At 73.0% G+C, this 19,615-nt stretch carries 15 protein-coding genes; 9 read left to right on the top strand and 6 right to left on the bottom strand.

The window, feature by feature from the left end; genetic code table 11:
• Nucleotides 1-18: 18 nt before the first annotated feature.
• Nucleotides 19-2,256, bottom strand: a complete 2,238-nt coding sequence (locus C5508_RS09315; RefSeq protein ID WP_104524668.1) for a glycosyltransferase family protein — start codon at nt 2,254-2,256, stop codon at nt 19-21.
• A 286-nt stretch (nt 2,257-2,542) separates the two neighbouring features.
• Here C5508_RS09315 and C5508_RS09310 point away from each other — a divergent pair, with 286 nt between their 5' ends.
• Nucleotides 2,543-3,310 carry a glycosyltransferase family 2 protein gene (locus C5508_RS09310; RefSeq protein ID WP_104524667.1) on the top strand — a complete coding sequence of 256 codons (768 nt, stop codon included), beginning with the start codon at nt 2,543-2,545 and terminating at the stop codon, nt 3,308-3,310.
• Between the two features lie 44 nt (nt 3,311-3,354).
• Here C5508_RS09310 and C5508_RS09305 read toward each other — a convergent pair whose 3' ends face one another.
• Genes C5508_RS09305 through C5508_RS09295 form a run of 3 tightly spaced genes read right to left on the bottom strand, consistent with a single transcriptional unit; the run spans nt 3,355 to nt 5,998 of the window.
• A complete protein-coding gene (locus tag C5508_RS09305; protein WP_104524666.1) occupies nt 3,355-4,305 on the bottom strand; it encodes a Gfo/Idh/MocA family protein in 951 nt (316 codons plus the stop codon).
• Nucleotides 4,302-5,408: a DegT/DnrJ/EryC1/StrS family aminotransferase gene (locus C5508_RS09300; protein WP_104524665.1), complete on the bottom strand. Its 1,107-nt coding sequence runs from the start codon at nt 5,406-5,408 to the stop codon at nt 4,302-4,304. The genes C5508_RS09305 and C5508_RS09300 overlap by 4 nt, the downstream gene beginning before the upstream one ends.
• Nucleotides 5,405-5,998, bottom strand: a complete 594-nt coding sequence (locus C5508_RS09295) for an acyltransferase (protein ID WP_104524664.1) — start codon at nt 5,996-5,998, stop codon at nt 5,405-5,407. The genes C5508_RS09300 and C5508_RS09295 overlap by 4 nt, the downstream gene beginning before the upstream one ends.
• A 245-nt stretch (nt 5,999-6,243) precedes the next feature.
• Between C5508_RS09295 and C5508_RS09290 the strand changes: the two genes are divergently transcribed.
• The 7 genes from C5508_RS09290 (at nt 6,244) to hpf (ending at nt 15,328) form a co-directional block, all read left to right on the top strand.
• Nucleotides 6,244-7,584, top strand: coding sequence for a GmrSD restriction endonuclease domain-containing protein (locus C5508_RS09290; protein ID WP_232797024.1), 1,341 nt, complete (start codon nt 6,244-6,246; stop codon nt 7,582-7,584).
• Between the two features lie 189 nt (nt 7,585-7,773).
• Nucleotides 7,774-9,258 (top strand): adenosylhomocysteinase, encoded by a 1,485-nt coding sequence (gene ahcY, locus C5508_RS09285; protein WP_104524663.1) that lies wholly within the window; start codon nt 7,774-7,776, stop codon nt 9,256-9,258.
• A 137-nt stretch (nt 9,259-9,395) separates the two neighbouring features.
• Entirely contained in the window at nt 9,396-10,112 is a 717-nt protein-coding gene (mtrA, locus tag C5508_RS09280; RefSeq protein ID WP_104524662.1) for an MtrAB system response regulator MtrA, read from the top strand.
• A gap of 100 nt (nt 10,113-10,212) precedes the next feature.
• On the top strand, nt 10,213-11,934 hold the full coding sequence (gene mtrB / locus C5508_RS09275; protein ID WP_104524661.1) for an MtrAB system histidine kinase MtrB: 1,722 nt from the start codon (nt 10,213-10,215) through the stop codon (nt 11,932-11,934).
• The gene (locus C5508_RS09270) at nt 11,931-13,661 is read left to right on the top strand and encodes an LpqB family beta-propeller domain-containing protein (RefSeq protein ID WP_104524660.1); all 1,731 of its coding nucleotides are present in this window, start codon (nt 11,931-11,933) and stop codon (nt 13,659-13,661) included. The genes mtrB and C5508_RS09270 overlap by 4 nt, the downstream gene beginning before the upstream one ends.
• 152 nt (nt 13,662-13,813) lie before the next feature.
• Nucleotides 13,814-14,602: a ComF family protein gene (locus C5508_RS09265; RefSeq protein WP_232797023.1), complete on the top strand. Its 789-nt coding sequence runs from the start codon at nt 13,814-13,816 to the stop codon at nt 14,600-14,602.
• A gap of 39 nt (nt 14,603-14,641) precedes the next feature.
• A complete protein-coding gene (gene hpf / locus C5508_RS09260) occupies nt 14,642-15,328 on the top strand; it encodes a ribosome hibernation-promoting factor, HPF/YfiA family (protein WP_104524659.1) in 687 nt (228 codons plus the stop codon).
• A gap of 89 nt (nt 15,329-15,417) precedes the next feature.
• Here the strand turns inward: hpf and C5508_RS09250 are convergent, their stop codons facing one another.
• Nucleotides 15,418-15,810: a pyridoxamine 5'-phosphate oxidase family protein gene (locus tag C5508_RS09250; protein ID WP_104524658.1), complete on the bottom strand. Its 393-nt coding sequence runs from the start codon at nt 15,808-15,810 to the stop codon at nt 15,418-15,420.
• Between the two features lie 84 nt (nt 15,811-15,894).
• On the opposite strand from C5508_RS09250, the gene secA reads away from it, so the two are divergent.
• Nucleotides 15,895-18,870 (top strand): preprotein translocase subunit SecA, encoded by a 2,976-nt coding sequence (gene secA, locus C5508_RS09245; RefSeq protein WP_198597990.1) that lies wholly within the window; start codon nt 15,895-15,897, stop codon nt 18,868-18,870.
• Nucleotides 18,871-18,935: 65 nt separating this feature from the next.
• On the opposite strand, the gene C5508_RS09240 is transcribed toward secA, so the two are convergent.
• Nucleotides 18,936-19,478, bottom strand: coding sequence for an Rv3235 family protein (locus tag C5508_RS09240; protein ID WP_104524656.1), 543 nt, complete (start codon nt 19,476-19,478; stop codon nt 18,936-18,938).
• Between the last annotated feature and the right edge of the window lie 137 nt (nt 19,479-19,615).

Here is a 19,615-nt window from a genome sequence, read left to right as displayed (position 1 = left end):
TGTGCTCCGGCTGGTGCTTCATCCTCGCCCCGCGGTCCCGGCGAGCGCCTCCCGCGGCGTTGGCTCGGAACGGTCCGACGGGGCTGCCGGACCGGCCGCAGGGCCGCCCCGGCGTCGCCGGAGAGCCGGGACCAGCCACACCGCGGTCTGGACCAGGCTCACCACGGCGGCGAGCACGGCCGCAACGATGCCCGCGGTCAGGCCGGGGGAGCGGAACTCCAGCTCGAGGGTGTGCTCACCCGCGGGCACGGCCACGCTCAGCAGACCCGCCGGTCCGTCGCTCACCTCGACGGGCTCCCCGTCCACGGTCGCGCTGTAGCCCGGCCAGGCCAGGCGCGCGAACACGAGGTCGCCCGCGGTGTCGGCGTCGAACGCGACCGTCTCGCTGGTGCCCGCACCGCGCTCGGACAGCACATCGATGTCCCGGGAGGCCCAGGACAGCCGCCCCGCGTAGTTCGGTGCCTCGTCCCGCACCCACACGGTCCGGAGGTCGTCGCGGGCGGCCACCGACCAGCCCCGCGGGGGCTCCGCGCCGGCCGGGCCGGGGAGCAGGTGGGCGTCGATGACCAGGGTCTGCACCTCCATGAGGTCGACCAGTGGCACGCCGATGCCCTCGACCGGTGCCCAGATCCGGTCGAAGGCCTCCGGGCAGACCTGCCCCCGGTAGTCCATGCACAGGGCCTCGTTGAACTCCGCGAATCCCATGCCGCTGTACCGCACGACCGTCTCCCGACCGGTCATGAGACCCAGGTTGCCGAAGAGGAGTGCCCCGTCCAGGTCGAGCCGGGGCGTCTCCAACGACTCGAGGTCCCCGAGCTGCAGCACGGTGCCCTCGTGCGACGAGGTCGTGTCGCGCGCTTGCGAGATGAGGGACGCCGGCACGCGGGCCAGTGGCTCTGCGCTCGCCGAGCGGGTAGGGAGCGGGAACTTCACGGACTGGTAGAGGAGCACCAGTGCGGTGCCCAGCACGAGGACCGCCGCCCCGGCGACACGGCCCCGGCGGTGCGTCGCGGCGACCGCCAGAAGGACGAGTGCGAGCACGCCGAACGTTGCCACGGCGTGGACTGCGTAGATGTCGGGCCGGGTGGAGAAGGCGAGGTACGCCCCGATCCCGACGATCCCGACGGTCGCCGCCACACGCGTCCGGACGGCGTCGGTCGCCAGGCCACGCGAGAGCGCAAGGGCGAGCAGGACGGCCAGCGCGAGGTAGAAGTACTCGATGAACCGGATCGGCCAGCGGAACAGCCACAGGTTCGACGGTCCGAGGCTCAGCGCGCCGAAGACCGTGGCGATCACCAGCACGCTGGTCGGTCGTCCACCCGGTCGACGGACCTCTCGCCAGCGCAGCCACGGCAGAAGTGGCCACGCGAACCAGATGAAATAGGTGGACGGGCGCCGCTCGAAGAGGGCGCCACCCCAGTTGAGGATCGCGGGCAGGTAGCTCGGGCTGCTGGCACCGGCGACGTCGCCGAGCTGGGGCACCAGGAACCCGCTGTTCATCAGGCCGGCGACCTCCTGGCGGTCGGTCACCGGAAGGGTGCCCAGCATCGGCAGGAACACCAGCGCGGCCACCGCGCCCACGCAGGCCCCGGTGACGACGAGGTGCACCAACCGGCGCGTCTCGCGCCGCACGAGCAGCTCGACGGCGAGCCCGAGCAGCACGATCACCATGCCGAGCGCGGCATAGGGGTTGCCGGTGGTCATGCCGAGGGCCCCGAGCACGAAGGGGACCAGCGGCAGGAGCCGGCCGTGCGACTGCCGGAGCGCCGCCCACCAGAACCAGGTGACCCAGGTGAAGGCCATGAGCCCGGCGGGCCAGCCGTTCGCCTCGTAGAACACGGTGAACCCGATGGTCGGGATTCCGGTCGCCACCGCGACCGCGGCGAGCCGGCCGGCGCCGTACTCGCGGAAGAGCAGATAGGAGCCCATGGCGAGCAGGGCCAGGAACTGGATCTGCACCAGCGCGGCGGCCGCGGCGAGGTCGTCGAACAACGACACCAGCAGGTAGTCGAGCACCTGCACCGGGTTCCACAGGGCGTAGGTGCCCTCGGCCGCGTAGTTTCCGCCGTACCAGCCGGCGGGGTCCATCGTCGGCCACTGCCCCGCCCGCAATTGCTGCCCGAAGTGGTGCCACAGCGGGACGAAGGACTCGGGGTTGTCGCCGCCGTAGTAGAAGGCGTGCCGGTGGAGGAACGGAACGGTCATCATGGCGGCGGCCAGCGCCCCGACCAGCAGGACGACGCCCACCTCGGGCACCCGGCGAGCGCGCGGCGCCGCGACCGCTGGTCGGCGGGCGGTCTCGAGAGCGGTGCTCAGCGGAGGACCTCCTGTCGGGGGTGGCCGGGGACTGCCGCCGCGGCACTCCGCCGGCGTCCGGACGCCGGCCTCGACCGGTAACCCGGCCGCGAGCACCTGGGCGCGGACCGACCTCGCCGGGAGGAGTCCACAGATGGCAACAGTCCGCGACGGTACCCCGACGTCCTCTATCCTCCCAGGCGGACATGGGCCCGTAGGGGACGACGAGAGAGCTGGGGCCAGAGACATGGACGGGGCACGGACCGACGCCGCGGAGGATTCGACAGTGGGCACCTCCGGGACGACCGCGCTGAGCTACGTCGTCCCCGCGCACAACAGCACCGTGGCCATCGAGGCGACGCTGCATGCCTTGGCCGCCCGCCTGGACGGCATGGACGCCGAGGTCGTCGTGGTGGAGAACGGCTCGACCGACGGGACACCGGAGCTGCTCGCGCGGCTGCAGCGTGAGTGGGCGAGCCCCGGCGTGCGCCTGGTCGTGCTCACCTCGGACAAGGGCATGGGCAACGCCTACCGCACCGGGATCGCGGCCAGCCGCGGGGACCGCGTGCTGCTCACGGCCGACGACCTCCCGTTCGGGTTCGACGACCTCGACGCCGCGCTGGAACTGGACGCGGCGTCGCATCCGGTGGTGATCGGCTCGAAGGGGCACCGCGACTCCGACGTGGACCGCGGGCTGCTCCGCCGAGTGCTCACCGGCGGCTTCTGGCTGCTGCGCCGGGTGGTCCTGGGCATGCGGACGCTCGATCCCCAGGGCACGTTCGTCGTCGACGGCGCCTGGCTGCGCTCGATCGCTCCCCAGCTGAGCGAGGGGGGCTACCTGCTGTCGACGGAGCTGTGCTTCCTCGCCGAGCGCTCGGGGCTGGTGCCCGTGGAGGTGCCGGTCCGGCTGTCGGCGGCGCACCGCGACCACGCCAGCCGGATCACGCCCGGCGACGTGTGGCAGATGGGCGTCGGACTGCTCGGGATCCGACGGCGGCACGCGACCCGGCCGTAGCCGGTCGCGAGCCGCCGCACGGCGTCAGTGGTCGGGGGCCCGGGTCAGCGGCTGCGGGCCTGAGCCGACTCGCGCACGGCCAGCGCCAGCTCGAGAGCCCGGCGTCCCTGCAGGCCGGTCACCCGCGGCTGGCGGCGCTCGGCCACGCAGCCCAGGAACTCCGCGAGCTCGAGCGCGAGCGGCTCGCCCTGGTGGTCGAGGAACGGGATCTCGACGATGCCGGTCTGGCGGTACCGCGCGCCGCCCTCGGACAGGAACTCGTTGTGGTCGACCCGGCGGATCTCGACGTCCTGGCGGATCAGGTCGACGGTGAGGAAGTTCGCCCGCTGGGTCAGCTCGATCCGGCGGATCTTGGGCTGACCGATCCGGCTGGCCGTCACCGTGGCGGTCACCCCGTTGCGGAACTGCAGCAGCGCGGTCGCCAGGTCCAGCGACTCGGTCCGCTCCTTGAGCCCGATGCCCTCCACCCGCACGACCTCCGAGCCGGAGATGGCGAGGGCCAGCTCCAGGTCGTGGATCATCAGGTCGAGCACGACGTCGGCGCTGACGCGCGGGGAGAACGGCCCCATCCGCGTCAGCTCGATGTGCAGCGGGTCCTGGATCAGCCCGTCGAGCTGGAGCACGGCCGGGTTGAAGCGCTCGATGTGCCCGACCATGAGGATCCGGTCGCGAGCGCTCGCCGTCTTGATGAGGTCGTCGGCGTCAGCCACGTTCATGGCGATCGGCTTCTCGATGAGGACGTCGAGACCGGCCTCGAGCAGTGGAATGCCGATCTCGGCGTGCAGCTCGCTGGGACCGGCCACGATCGCCGCATCGGCGTGCTCGGGCACGGCGTCGAGGGATGAGCTGTAGGCGGCGCCGACGGAGTCGGCCAGCGCCCGCCCGCGCCGCTCGTCGGGGTCGACGATGAGCGTGAGGTCGGAGCGGGAGCGGTGCAGGACGCGGGCGTGGTTGGCGCCCATGATCCCGGCGCCGACGACGGCGACGCGGGTCACCGGAGCACCTCGGTGACGGCCGCGACGATGCGCTCGAGGTCCGCGCCGCTCAGCTGCGGGTGGACGGGGAGCGAGACCGCCTCGGCCGCGGCCTGGAGGGCGACCGGGGTCTCGTCGACGACCACCCGGGGGTGCTCCCGGTAGCAGTCGTAGTCGTGCATCAGCCGGGGGTAGTAGATACCGGCCCGGACGCCGCGCTCGCCGAGCGCCGCCACGAAGCCCGCGCGGTCCACGCTCGCCTCCGCCGTGACGCGGACGGTGTACTGGTGGAAGACGTGCTCGCGTCCGGCGGGGACCTCCGGCAGCCGGAGTCCCGGGACGTCGCGGAGGTGCTCGGACAGGTATGCGGCGTTGCTGCGGCGGGCCTCGTTGATCTGGGCCAGTCGGCCCAGCTGAGGCAGCGCGATGGCGGCCTGCAGGTCGGTGAGGCGGTAGTTGTGGCCGGGCACCTCGTACTCGTACTGGGCGCGCATGCCCTGGTTGCGCAGCACCCGGATGCGGTCGGCGAGGGCCGCGTCGTTGGTCGTGATCATGCCGCCCTCGCCGCACATGACGTTCTTCGTGGCGTAGAAGGAGAAGCAGCCGGCGCCGAAGGAGCCCACCGAGCGGCCGTCGATGCGAGCGCCGTGCGCCTGGGCGGAGTCCTCGACGAGGGCGAGCCCCCGGTCGCGGGTGAGCTGGTCGAACCGGGGCAGGTCGGCCGGCAGCCCGTACAGGTGGACGGGCATGACCACTCGGGTCCGGTCGCCCAGCAGGGGCTCGACCGCGGCGGGGTCGAGGCAGAAGTCGTCACCGATGTCGGCGAAGCGCGCGGTGGCGCCGGTCTCGAGGATGGCGTTCAGCGTGGCCACGAAGCTGAACGGGGTGGTGATCACCTCGTCGCCCGGCCCGATGCCGAGGCCCTGCAGCGTCGCCACCAGCGCGGTGGTGCCGTTGTTCACGGCAATGGCGTGCTCGACGTCGTGGGCTGCCGCGAAGCGGCGCTCGAGCTCCTCGACCTTCGGGCCCTGGGCCAGCCGGCCCGAGCGGAGGACCTCGAGGACGAGCTGCTCTTCTTCGTCGCCGATGGCGACCACGGAGATGGGGATCTGGGTGGCTGTCATGCCTCTGCCGTCCGGTCGTCGGGTGCGCCGGCCCGGTGCCGGTCACAGATGGGGTCCTCGGGGCGCTCCGCGTCCCGGCTGATCAGTTCTCCGCAGGCGCACACCCAGCCGTGGTGCCGGGCGGGGTTGCCCGCGACCACCTGGTTGGGTGCCACGTCCCGCGTCACGACCGAGCCGGCCGCGATCATGCAGGAGGTGCCGAGCACCGTGCCGCAGACGATGGTCGCGTTGGCGCCGATCGAGGCGCCGTCCTGGACGACGGTCGGCGTGATCGACCAGTCGGCGGACGCGGCCCGCGGTCGCAGGTCGTTGGTGAACACCGCGCTCGGTCCGACGAACACGTCGGATCCCAGCGTCACGCCGTTGTAGACCGAGACGTTGTTCTGGATCTTGCAGCGGTCGCCCACGACGGCGCCCGCGTCGACGAAGACGTTCTTGCCGATCACGCACCCGGCGCCGATCGTCGCGCCGGTGCGCACGTGCGCGTGGTGCCACACCCGGGTGCCGGCCCCGATGGTGGCCGGCTCCTCGACGATCGCCGTCTCGTGGGCCGCCGCTGGATGGCGGGTGGATTGCTGTGCCGAGGTCATGGTCGTCCGCTCCGATCTGCGCCGGTCGTGAGACGCGTCCGACCGGCCGGTGGCCCGTTGCCGCTCCCGACGCTGACGCGGGCGGCTGCTCGGGAGGAGGTTATCGGCCTGCGGGTGGCCCCGCTCACGTGCCCGGTGCTCCGAACCCCACCTGACACTCGTGACCCGGGTGCCCGTCGTGCGCGATCCGCAGCGCCCAGGCGGCCTACCGTGCCAGACGTCGCCGTCTCGCATCTGGGGTGCCCGTGTTCGCTGAGCCCGCCGTCCGTCCGCGCCGCACCGTCCTCCTGGTGGTGGCTGCCGTCACCGCCGTCCTCGTCCTGGCGGGGGCGGCGTCCGACGGGCTGGCCGGCGCGCTGATCGCGCTCGGCGTCGTGCTCCTGCTGGTGGGCCTGGGGGCCGTGGTGACCGGCCGGGCCCGGTGGGCGTTCATCGCCACCCGGCGGGCCGCCGTCGTCGTCGCCGTCGCCGGCCTGGTGGCCGCGGCCGTCGGCGGCGGCACCCTGCCGCCGGCCGAGGAGGCGGGTTCGACCACCGCGGCGGAGACGCGGGACGCCGACGAGACGGCTGAGCCCACGCTCAGCCAGGCGGAGATCGAGGCAGCAGCGGCGGCGGCCGACGCGGCGCTGGCCGAGCAGGAGACGGCCGAGGCGGCCGTCGAGGCGGACCGGATCGCCAGGGCCGCCGGAGTGCTGAACCCCACCAGCGCCGAGGCCGTCGTCGGGTCCGCCGCGCCGACCTCGGCGCTGGCGGCCCTGGCGGCCCTCGAGGTGAAGGGGCGGGCGCCGCGCACCGGCTACGACCGCGACCTCTTCGGCTCCGGCTGGGTGGACACCGACCGGAACGGCTGCGACACCCGCAACGACGTGCTCACCCGGGACCTGACCGGCGAGACCTACAAGGCCGGCACGCGCAACTGCGTGGTGCTGACCGGCTCGCTGGCCGACCCCTACTCGGGTCGCCGCATCGCCTTCACGCGCGGCCAGGGCACCAGCGAAGCGGTCCAGATCGACCACGTCGTCGCCCTGTCCGACGCCTGGCAGAAGGGCGCGCAGGGCTGGTCGACCGATCAGCGCGTCCGTTTCGCCAACGACCCGCTGAACCTGCTCGCCGTCGACGGGCCGCTGAACATGCAGAAGGGCGACGGCGACGCCGCCACCTGGCTGCCACCGGCGACCTCCTACCGCTGCGCCTACGTCGCCCGGCAGGTGGCCGTGAAGGTCACCTACGAGGTGTGGGTCACCCAGGCGGAGAAGAACACGATGGCCACGGTGCTCAGCACCTGCCCGGGTGAGCCGCTGCCCGGCGGCGTGGTGGCGACGCTGCCCGAGCGCGCGCCGACCCCCGCGCCTGCTCCGGCCCCTGCGCCGAAGCCGGCGCCCGCTCCGGCGCCGCGCCCGGCACCTGCACCCGCACCTGCACCCGCACCTGCGCCCGCACCCGCTCCTGCGCCCGAACCGTCGTCGGTCTACTACAAGAACTGCGACGCCGCCCGGGCCGCGGGCGCGGCACCCATCCGGCAGGGGCAGCCGGGATACGGAACGCACCTCGACCGCGACCGGGACGGCATCGGCTGCGACACGTGACGCCGGCAGGGGGTGCCGTGCCGGGACAGGTCGTGCCCGACCTGTCCGGGGCGAGGCGGACGCCCTGACGGGGCCGCGCGTCTAAACTGGGCCACGGCACGAGCCCCGCCGAAGCCTCGGCATGCTCGCTCTCCCGGACGACCCCGCAGCGCCCGCCGGCTCCCGGCCGGGCGCGGACACTGGAGCGACATGACCGCCAGCACTGGCACCCGCACGCTGACCGACGGCGACTTCAAGGTCGCCGACCTCTCCCTCGCGCCGTTCGGCCGCAAGGAGATCCAGCTCGCCGAGCACGAGATGCCCGGCCTCATGGCCCTGCGCGCCGAGTACGGCGACGCGCAGCCGCTGGCCGGCGCCCGCATCGCCGGCTCGCTGCACATGACCGTGCAGACCGCCGTCCTGATCGAGACGCTCACCGCGCTCGGCGCCGACGTCCGCTGGGTCAGCTGCAACATCTTCTCCACCCAGGACCACGCCGCCGCGGCGATCGTCGTCGGCGACGGCAGCCCCGAGCAGCCCGCCGGCGTCCCGGTGTTCGCCTGGAAGGGTGAGACGCTGCCCGAGTACTGGTGGTGCACCCAGCGGCTGTTCGAGTTCCGGGACGAGGCCGGCGAGGTCGTCGGCCCGAACATGCTCCTCGACGACGGCGGCGACGCCACGCTGCTGATCCACCTCGGCACCCGCTTCGAGGCCGACGGCGTCGTCCCCGACACCACGGAGTCCGACTCCGAGGAGTACGGCGTCATCCTCGAGACCCTCCGCGGCACGCTCGCCGAGGACGGCGGCTACTGGACGCGCATCGGCCAGGGCATCACCGGCGTGACCGAGGAGACCACCACCGGCGTCATGCGCCTGTACGAGCTGGCCCGCGACGGCCGGCTGCTCTTCCCGGCGATCAACGTCAACGACTCGGTCACCAAGAGCAAGTTCGACAACCTCTACGGCTGCCGGCACTCCCTGATCGACGGGATCAACCGCGCCACCGACGTCATGATCGGCGGCAAGGTCGCCGTCGTCTGCGGCTACGGCGACGTCGGCAAGGGTTGCGCGGAGTCACTCCGCGGCCAGGGCGCCCGCGTCATCGTCACCGAGATCGACCCGATCAACGCCCTGCAGGCGGCGATGCACGGCTACGAGGTGACCACGCTCGACGAGGTCATCGGCAAGGCCGACATCATCATCACGGCCACCGGCAACAAGGACATCATCTCGGCCGAGCAGCTCGGGATGACCAAGCACCAGGCGATCATCGGCAACATCGGGCACTTCGACAACGAGATCGACGTGGCCGGACTGGCCCGCACCCCCGGGATCACCCGGACGACGATCAAGCCGCAGGTCGACGAGTGGCGGTTCGCCGACGGCCACACGATCATCCTGCTGTCCGAGGGCCGGCTGCTGAACCTCGGCAACGCCACCGGGCACCCCAGCTTCGTCATGAGCGCCTCGTTCTCCAACCAGGTGCTGGCCCAGATCGAGCTGTGGAACAACCGCGCCGCCTACGAGGGCAAGACTCCCGGCGTCACGGTGCTGCCCAAGAAGCTCGACGAGCACGTGGCCCGGCTGCACCTCGACGCCTTGGGCGTCAAGCTCACCGAGCTCAGCAAGGTGCAGGCCGACTACATCGGCGTGCCGGTCGAGGGGCCGTACAAGAGCGACCACTACCGCTACTGAGCCCCAGGCATGGGAAGCTTTACCTGCGTTTCGGGGCCCAAAACGCAGGTAAAGCTTCCCATGCCTCGGCACCGGGACGGGTTGCCACGTGATCTCACCCGGGCGGGTGGGACACGTTCTTGCCTGATCAGCGCAGAATGGTCGCCGTGCCACCCACCGCTCCCCAGAACGGGCCCGCTCGCGGCCGTGTCCTGGTCGTCGACGACGACGCCGCCCTCGCCGAGATGCTGGGCATCGTGCTTCGCCGGGAGGGGTACGAACCGGCGTTCGTCTCCGACGGCAACCGGGCGGTCGGCGTCTTCCAGCAGACCCGACCGGACCTGGTGCTCCTGGATCTGATGCTGCCCGGCCGCAACGGTCTGCAGATCTGCCAGGACATCCGCCAGCAGTCGACCGTGCCGATCGTCATGCTCACCGCCAAGGGCGACACGATCGACGTCGTCCAGGGGCTGGAGGCGGGCGCCGACGACTACGTGACCAAGCCGTTCAAGCCGGTGGAGCTGGTCGCCCGGGTGCGAGCGCAGCTGCGTCGCGGGGAGACCGGGCAGGCCGAGAACCTGAGCATCGGCGACGTGCAGATCGACGTCCCCGCGCACCAGGTAACGCGGGACGGCGCGCAGATCGCCCTCACCCCGCTGGAGTTCGACCTGCTGGTGGCGCTGGCCCGCAAGCCGCGCCAGGTCTTCACCCGCGAGCTCCTGCTCGAGCAGGTGTGGGGCTACCGGCACGCCGCGGACACCCGCCTGGTCAACGTGCACGTGCAGCGGCTCCGGGCCAAGGTCGAGCGCGACCCCGAGAAGCCCGAGGTGGTGCTCACCGTCCGCGGGGTCGGCTACAAGGCCGGGCCCGCTTGAGCGGACATCAAGGCGCCGTCAGCAGGCCTGCCGGCGTCGTGAGCGGACGTCGCGGGCGTGGGCTCACCGCTCCGGCCGCAGCGTCACCGACAATGGGGCAGTGACCGCCACCCGCGCACCCGAGTCGGGTACCGGCGTGGAACCGACCGTCGGCACGGCACCGGTGCGCTCGCGCGGCACCGAGCTGCGCCGGATCCAGCGGGGTCTGCGGCGGCGCGCGGTCCGCGCACGGCGGAGGCTCCGCCGCGGCAGCCGCCGGCTGGTGGCGCAGGCGCTCCACACGTGGCGCTCCTCGCTCCAGGTGCGGATCGGCGCCATCACCACCGTCGTCGCCGGCACGGTCGTCGTGATCGTCAGCCTGGTGCTGTTCAGCCAGATCCGGGACCAGCTGCTCGACGTCAAGCGCCAGGCCGCCATCGACCAGGTCCAGGCCGGCGTCGTCTACGCCCAGAGCGAGGTCACCGGCATCGCCACCGGGGACGCCGCCAGCGTCCGCTCCACGCTGACCCGGACGGTGAACAACCTGCTCGAGCGCGGCGGAGCCGCCGGTGACTTCGACGTCGTCATGGTCTACCGGCCGGGCAACCCGGACCGGGCGACCACCACCCGGCGCCCGCTGTACGAGGCGCTGCCGCAGGAGCTGCGGGCGGCGGTCGACGGCGGCAGCCAGGCCTCGAAGTACGACGTCGTCGCCGATGCCTCGGGCACCGAGCGGCCCACCCTCCTGGTCGGCGCCCCGGTGCTGGGCGACCCGCAGGCGCCCGACCGGATCGAGCTGTACTACTCCTTCCCGCTGCAGCAGGAGCAGGAGAGCCTGTCGCTGATCCGCAGCACCGTGGTCATCAGCGGTGTGGCGCTGACGTTGCTCGTCGTCGGGATCGCCGTGCTGGTGACCCGGCTGGTCGTCGATCCCGTCCGGCGGGCGGCAGGAACGGCGCAACGGCTGGCGGAGGGCCAGTTGGAGGAACGCATGGCCGTCCGCGGCGAGGACGACCTGGCCCGGCTGGCGACCAGCTTCAACGCCATGGCCGACAGCCTGCAGCGGCAGATCACCCAGCTGGAGGGTCTGTCCCAGCTGCAGCAGCGGTTCACCTCCGACGTGTCCCACGAGCTGCGCACGCCGCTCACGACCGTGCAGATGGCCGCGGAGGTGCTGCACGAGTCGCGCCAGGACTTCGCCCCGCACGTGGCCCGGTCGGCGGAGCTGCTGCACACCGAGCTCGACCGCTTCGAGGCCCTGCTGACCGACCTCCTGGAGATCAGCCGGTACGACGCCGGCGCCGCGGTCCTGGACGCCGCGCCGACCGACCTCGGGTTGCTGGTCGGGCGGGTGGTCGACCGGATGGGCGCCCTGGCGCAGCGGCACGACTGCGAGCTGCAGGTCTCCCTGCCCTCCGAGAGCGTCCTCGCCGAGACCGACGCGCGCCGCGTCGAGCGGATCCTGCGCAACCTGGTCGGCAACGCCATCGAGCACGGTGCCGGTCACCCGGTGGAGATCACCCTCGCCGCCAACCGATCGGCCGCGGCCGTGACGGTCCGCGACCACGGCGTGGGGCTCAGCGCGGGGGAGGCGCAGCACGTCTTCGACCGGTTCTGGCGGGCCGATCCCTCGCGGGTGCGCACCGTGGGCGGCAGTGGGCTGGGGCTCTCGATCAGCCTGGAGGACGCCCGCCTGCACGGCGGATGGCTGCAGGTGTGGGGCCAGCCGGGTGCCGGCGCGCAGTTCCGCCTCACCCTGCCGCTGGTGGCCGGCACCGACCTGACCAGCTCGCCCCTGCCGCTGCGCCCGGTGCGGCTGCGGCGACCCGGGGTGTCCCGGTGAGCCGGCCCCGGGCACTGGCGGTCGCCCTCCTCGCGGTGGTGCTCCCGCTGGCCTCCTGCTCCACGGTGCCGACGAGCTCGCCGACGGTGGAGATCCCGCAGGCGCAGGCCCGGCCGACGGAGTCCGTGGGCATCGAGCCGCTGCCGCCTGCGCCGGGCGCCATCGCCGAGGAGGTCGTGCGCACGTTCATCGACGCCTCCGCCAGCACAGCGCGTGGGCACCCGGTGGCCCGCCAGCACCTGGTGCCCGAGGCGGCCGGGACGTGGTCCGACGAGAGCGGCATCAGCGTGATCGGCACCGACTACGCCATCGTCACCACCGACGCCGGAACCGTGTCCATCACGGCCAACCTGATCGGCACCGTGGACCCGAGAGGCGTGTTCACCGTCGCCGGGCGGGGGATCTTCACCCGCGAGTTCCGTCTCCAGCAGGTGGACGGCGAGTGGCGGATCAGCGATCCCCCCGACGGCCTGATCATGCTCGAGCCGGACTTCCAACGGCTCTACGACGAGGTGCAGGCCTACTTCCTCGACCCGACCGCCTCGCGGGTGGTCCCCGATCCGCGCTACCTGATCGACGGCGACGCGCAGCCCACCACGCTGGTCGAGCGGCTGCTGGGCGGACCGTCGTCGGCCCTGGCCGCCGGGGTCTCCAACCCGCTGGGCGGTGTGCAGCTGGGCCGGTCGGTGGTGGTCGAGGACGGCACGGCGACCGTGGAGCTGACCGGCCTGCCCGCCGACTCCCCGCTGCTGGACCAGGTGTGCCCGCAGCTCGTCTGGTCGCTGCAGCAGCTCGGAAACGGCCGGATCAGCGACGTCGTCGTCATCGTGGACGGCGAGCCGGTGTCACCGGAGCGGATCCCCCAGAGGCAGACCGTCGAGGACTGGGCGTCGTTCGATCCCGACGCCGTGCCGATCGACGGCGTGGGCCACTACCTGGACGCGGGCGCGCTGCGCACGGCGACCGAGGGCCGGGCCACGCCCGGACCGGCAGGGGAGGGTGCCTACGGCCTGGTCAGTGCCGCGGTCGCCGCCGACCCACGGACCGGGCAGCTGTCGTTCCTGACCGGGGTGCGCCCGGAAGGGGCCGGCGCGACGCTCCTGGCCGGTCCGTACGACGGAGCGCTCTCCCCGGTGCTCTCCGGCGCCTCGCTCAGCGCGCCGACGGTGCCCGGGACCCGCGCCGAGGCCTGGGTCGTGCAGGACGGCGTGACGGTGACGCGCGTGCCCGCGGGGGCCCCGCCGCAGCAGGTCACCGCGCCCACGCTGGCCGGCCTGGGCCGCACCGAGGTGCTGCAGCTGTCACCCGACGGGGTGCGGGCGGCCGTCGTCGTCGACGGACCGGAAGGACGGCGGCTCTACGTGGGCACCGTCGTGCGATCGCCCGCGGACGGCGCGGTCGTGCTGCGGGACCTCCGGGAGGCAGCTCCGACGCTGGCCCAGGTCATCGACGTCGGCTGGCGGGACAGCAGCAGCCTGATGGTGCTCGCCGGCGACGAGAGCCGGGACCGGATCGTGCCCTACTCGGTCGGGGTGGACGGCTGGGGCCTCACGCGGATCAGCACGTCCGGCCTGCCCAGCCAGCCCACGGCGCTGGCGGTGGCGCCCACGCGGCGGGCGCTGGTGAGCGCCGGCGACACCGTGTGGCAGCTGGCCGGCGGCACCTGGACGACGCTGGTGCGGGGAGCGGAGCCGCTCACCGGTGGGGCGCCGTTCTACCCGCTCTGAGGAAGGAATCCCGGCAGGCGTCGTCCGGCCCCGTCCGAAGGCTCGCCGTGAGCCTGCGAGCGGCGGGAGGGACGGGGTCCTTCCGGGGGCCACGTGTCCACAGGTCGCCGTGCACGGCGTCGGCGCGGGCGCATGGGGGGCACGCTGACCGGATGGGTCTGCTCCCGGTGCTCGCCGACCTCGTGCTGCCCCGCACCTGCGCGGGGTGCGGGGTGCCGGGTCGGAGTCTCTGTCCGCGGTGCGCCGTCCTGCTCACCGTGCCGAGGCTGGCCCAGCCCCGCCGGTTCCCGCCCGGGTTCCCGCCGACGGTGGCCGCCGGCGCCTACGCGGGCGCCGTGCGGCCGGTGGTCAACGCGTTCAAGGAGCACGGTCGCGCGGAGCTGGCCCGCCCGCTGGGCGCTGCCCTGGCCCTGGCCGTGGCCGCCGTGCGCACCGGGGTCCCCGGAGCGGGGCCGGTGGTCCTCGTGCCGGTCCCCGCGTCCCGGGCGGCGCTGGCCGCACGGGGCCGGGACCACGTGCGCGAACTGACCCTCCGGGCGGTGGCCGTGCTGCGCGCGGAGGGAGTGGTCGCCGAGCAGCGCCGGCTGCTCCGCCGACGTGGGAGGGTGCGCGATTCCGCCGGGCTGACCGCGGCTCAGCGCCGGGCGAACCTGGCCGGGACCTTCGCTGCGGACCCCGGGGGCGGTCGTCCTCCCGAGGCTGCGCTGCTGGTGCTCGTCGACGACGTCGTGACCACCGGCGCCACCCTGTGCGCCGCCGCGGCGGTGCTCGAGCAGCGTGTCCCGGAGGGCGGAGGACCGGTGCTCGCGGCGGTCGTGGCCGCTACTCCGCGGCCCTCCGCGGCATCGGCGGCGGGCGTCACCGGGTCCCCGCGGTACCGGGTCCGGAACGTCCCTCCCGGCCATCACGATCGACTGTCGGGACAGGGGAGTTGCGACTAGCGTCGAAGCGACCAATGCCCGTCCCAACCGGGAGGTCTCATGGAGATCGTGGTCCGTGGTCGTAACGTCGAAGTTCCCGAGCACTACCGCCAGCACGTGGAGGACAAAGTCGGTCAGCTGGAGCGGTTCGACACCAAGCTCTCGCGCATCGACGTGGAACTCTTCCACGAGAAGAACCCCCGCCAGTCGGCCAACTGCCAACGGGTGGAGATCACGCTGAGGGGCAAGGGCCCCGTCGTCCGCGCCGAGGCCTGCGGGCCCGACTTCTACGCCGCGCTCGACCTCGCCTCCGGCAAGCTGGACAACCGCCTGCGCCGCGCGGCCGACCGCCGCCGGGTCCACCACGGCCGCCGGACACCGGACAGCGTCCGCGTGCCGGGTTCCGCGCTGGACGCCGGTGCACCCGAGCTCGCCATCGAGGCGCAGCTGGAACGGGACCGCGAGCTGTCCACCGGCCCGCAGGTCACCGATCTCGACGAGCACCTGCCCGGCCAGGTCGTGCGGGAGAAGCACCACCCGGCGACTCCCATGACCGTGGACCAGGCGCTCCACGAGATGGAGCTGGTCGGCCACGACTTCTTCCTCTTCCAGTGCGCCGACACCGGCCAGCCGACGGTCGTCTACCGCCGGCACGCCTACGACTACGGCCTGATCAGGCTGGCACCCGTGTCGCAGGACGGCGCCGCGCCGTCGTCGACGGAGGTGCCGCAGCCGGCGACCGTCTGACCGGGCGGGGCGCGGCTCCTGGCCGCGCCCCGCGCAGCCGCCGGTCGACCGGCCGGACAGCGCCGTTGCTCGGCTGCCGGCGCGGTGCTTCAGGCGTTGCCGAGGATCCGGTCCACCGAGATCTCGATGACCACCCGCGCCGGGTTCTCCCGCGGCTGGCGGTACCGCTGCGCGTACCGGTCGACCGCGTCGGCCACGGACGCGGCGTCGTCCCGCACCACCGCCGTCCCCTCCAGCGTGGCCCAGCGGCGACCGTCGACCTGGCAGACGGCGACGCGGGCCTGCCCGCCGCGGACGTGCCTCGCCTTCGCCGACGTGCCGGAGGTGATCACCCGGGCGGTGCGCGTGCCCGCGTCGTAGGTGACGCCGACCGGCACGACGTGAGGTGTCCCGTCGGGGCGCAGCGTGGTCAGCGTCGCGAGGTGCCGCTCGGTGAGGAACTCCAGCAGACCGGGGCCGGGATCGGAGAGGTCGCGCGCCATCGGTGCAGCGTACGGATGGGGCGCGTGGTGCCGTGGACGGTCGGGGAGACCGCACTCGGGGCTGCGCCGCCTACGCTGGGGCACGTGGTGTTCTCGAAGATCCTCCGTGCCGGTGAGGGCAAGCTCGTCCGACGGCTGTCCAAGATCGCGGATGCGGTCGAGTCGCTGGCCGACGACTACACGGACCTCTCCGATGCGGAGCTGCGTGCTCTGACCGACGAGTTCAAGCAGCGGCATGCCGACGGGGACTCCCTCGACGCGCTGTTGCCCGAGGCGTTCGCCGTCGTGCGCGAGGCGGCCACCCGCACGCTCGGGCAGCGGCACTTCCGGGTACAGCTGATGGGCGGCGCCGCCCTGCACCTCGGCAACATCGCCGAGATGCGCACCGGTGAGGGCAAGACGCTCACCGGTGTCCTGCCGGCCTACCTCAACGCGCTGACCGGCGAGGGCGTGCACGTCGTCACGGTCAACGACTACCTGGCCAAGCGCGACGCCGAGTGGATGGGCCGGGTGCACCGGTTCCTCGGCCTGTCGGTGGGGACGATCCTGTCCGGCCAGACCCCGGCGGAGCGCCGTGCGCACTACGCCGCGGACATCACCTACGGCACGAACAACGAGTTCGGCTTCGACTACCTGCGCGACAACATGGCCTGGAGCAAGGCCGATCTCGTGCAGCGCGGTCACCACTTCGCGATCGTCGACGAGGTGGACTCGATCCTCATCGACGAGGCCCGCACCCCGCTGATCATCAGCGGCCCGGCCGAGACGGCCGGCAAGTGGTACCTCGAGTTCGCCCGCATCGTGCCGCTGATGAAGCGCGACGTGCACTACGAGGTGGAGGAGGCCAAGCGCACGGTCGCCGTCACCGAGGAGGGTGTGGAGTTCGTCGAGGACCAGCTCGGCATCGAGAACCTCTACGAGGCGGTCAACACCCCGCTCATCGGCTACCTGAACAACGCGCTCAAGGCCAAGGAGCTGTTCAAGAAGGACCAGCAGTACATCGTCAGCAACGGTGAGGTCCTCATCGTCGACGAGTTCACCGGCCGCGTGCTGGCCGGGCGCCGCTACAACGAGGGCATGCACCAGGCCATCGAGGCCAAGGAGAAGGTGAAGATCAAGGACGAGAACCAGACGCTCGCCACGATCACCCTCCAGAACTACTTCCGGCTCTACCAGAAGCTGTCGGGGATGACCGGAACGGCCCAGACCGAGGCCGCCGAGCTGAACCAGACCTACAAGCTCGGGGTCGTCCCGATCCCGACGAACCGCCCGATGGTCCGCATGGACCGCTCCGACGTCATCTACAAGACGGAGAAGGCGAAGTTCGACGCCGTCGTCGACGACATCGCCGAGCGGCACGAGGCCGGCCAGCCGGTCCTGGTGGGCACCGCCAGCGTCGAGAAGTCCGAGATCCTGGCGAAGTACCTGCTCAAGCGGGGCATCCCGCACGAGGTGCTGAACGCGAAGAACCACGCGCGGGAGGCGTCGATCATCGCGCAGGCCGGCCGTCCCGGTGCGGTCACGGTGGCCACCAACATGGCCGGACGCGGCACGGACATCCAGCTCGGCGGGAATGCCGAGTTCATCGCCGACGAGAACCTGCGGGCCCGCGGTCTCTCCCCGTCGGAGACGCCGGAGGAGTACGAGGCCGCCTGGGACGAGGCGCTGGCGGCGGCCAAGGCGCAGGTCAAGGCCGAGCACGAGGAGGTCTCCGAGGCCGGGGGCCTGTACGTGCTCGGCACCGAGCGGCACGAGAGCCGGCGCATCGACAACCAGCTGCGCGGTCGATCGGGCCGGCAGGGCGACCCGGGGGAGTCGCGGTTCTACCTCTCCCTCGGTGACGACCTCATGCGCCGGTTCAACGGCCCGATGCTCGAGTCGATGATGAACACCCTGCGCGTGCCCGACGACCAGCCCATCGAGTCCAAGATGGTCACCCGGGCGATCCTGTCGGCCCAGACCCAGGTCGAGCAGCAGAACCACGAGGTCCGCAAGGACGTCCTCAAGTACGACGAGGTCCTCAACCGGCAGCGCACGGTCATCTACGACGAGCGCCGCAAGGTGCTCGACGGCGCCGATCTGCACGAGCAGGTGCGGACCATGGTCGACGACGTCATCGGCGCCTACGCCGACGGCGCGACCGAGACCGGGTACGCCGAGGACTGGGACCTCGACCAGCTGTGGACCGCGCTCAAGGCCCTCTACCCGGTGGGCATCACCGTGGACGAGCTCGTCGAGCAGGCCGGCGGCGAGCAGACCGACCTCACCCCCGAGCTGCTGAAGCAGGCGCTGTTGGACGACGTGCACCGCGCGTACGAGCAGCGCGAGTCGACGCTCGGCGCGGAGGTCATGCGCGAGCTGGAGCGCCGGGTGCTGCTCTCGGTGATGGACCGCAAGTGGCGCGAGCACCTCTACGAGATGGACTACCTGCGGGCCGGTATCCACCTGCGCGCGATGGCCAACCGCGACCCGGTCGTGGAGTACCAGCGCGAGGGCTACGACATGTTCGTGGCGATGCTCGACGGCATCAAGGAGGAGTCGGTCGGCTTCCTGTTCAATCTCGAGGTCAAGTCCAAGGAGGAGCAGGAGGCCGAGGCCAAGGCCAAGCAGGACGAGGCCGAGGCCAAGGCGCTGGCCGCCGCGCAGGCGGGGACGGCGAAGGTCCTGGCCCGCCAGGCCGCGGCTGCCACGGCCACCGCCGGCACGGCCGCGGCGGCCACCGCCACCGCCGGCACGGCCGCGGCGGCCACCGCCCGCCGGTCCACCCCCGAGGCGGCTCCTGCTCCGGCGGCTCCCTCCCTGGAGAAGCCGGCCCCCGAGCCGGCGCCCACGGGAACCGGGCCGGCGCTGTCGGTCAAGGGGCTCGAGGCGCCGCGCCGGGCGCAGGAGAACCTGACCTACTCCGCGCCGAGCCTCGACGCCTCACCGGCGGAGGGTGGCAAGGCCAAGGCGGCGAAGAGCGCGACCGTGGTGGGCTCGAAGGAGACGCCGCGCAACGCTCCCTGCCCCTGCGGGTCGGGCCGCAAGTTCAAGCAGTGCCACGGGGCTGCCGGCGCGTAGCCGCACCCGTCTGACCGAGAGGGCCCCTGCCGATCCCGTCGACAGGGGCCCTCTCGTCACCGGCCTCAGCCCACCTGGAGGGCGGTGCAGCGCCAGCGCCCGTCGATTCCCTCGAGCCGGGCGGCGACGGCGTGCGCCCGCCCACCGCGGTGGGCCACCGCGCTGATCTCGGCCACCCCGTCGACGGGCTCGCAGACGCGGATCCGCCCGACGACCAGCGGGGCGCCGCTCGCGGTGCACCAGGTGGGGCGGCGTCCCGCGGTGAGTGCGGCGAAGACGCCCGGGGAGGTCAGGTCGCGCACGTGCGTCAGGGGGCGCCGGCCGGCGAGTGCCTCGAGGGTCGTCCGGACGAGGCGGTGCCCGGCCTCGACCGCGGGGGGCAGGTCGGCGCGCGGAGAGCGGACGGGACCGAACTCGTCGGCCGGCATCGCCGCGATGGCCTGCCGCGGCGGGGGGCCGGGCCGGTGCGCCGGGCGCGGGATCAGGCGGCCGGGCTGGACCAGGCGCAGCGCCGGTCGCGGCTCCAGCGGAGGCTGCGGCGTCGGGACGACGGTCGGCCGGAGTGCCGGGGAGGCCGGAGGCGGAGCCGTGCGGGTCGGTGCGGTCATCGGGAGCTCCCTGCAGCGTGGGGCGGGTGATCGGTCAGAGTCGGGGCGGGCGCAGGACCTGGCCCGGGAGGAGGAGGTCGGGGTCCGGCCCGATCACCTCGGCGTTGGCCTGCCACCAGGCCTGGACCGCGCTCGCC

The organism is Blastococcus atacamensis (assembly GCF_002938425.1).
In the GTDB taxonomy this organism is placed as follows: domain Bacteria; phylum Actinomycetota; class Actinomycetes; order Mycobacteriales; family Geodermatophilaceae; genus Blastococcus; species Blastococcus atacamensis.
Note: the sequence above shows the minus strand (reverse complement) of the source record. Positions and strands in the feature narration are given on the sequence as shown.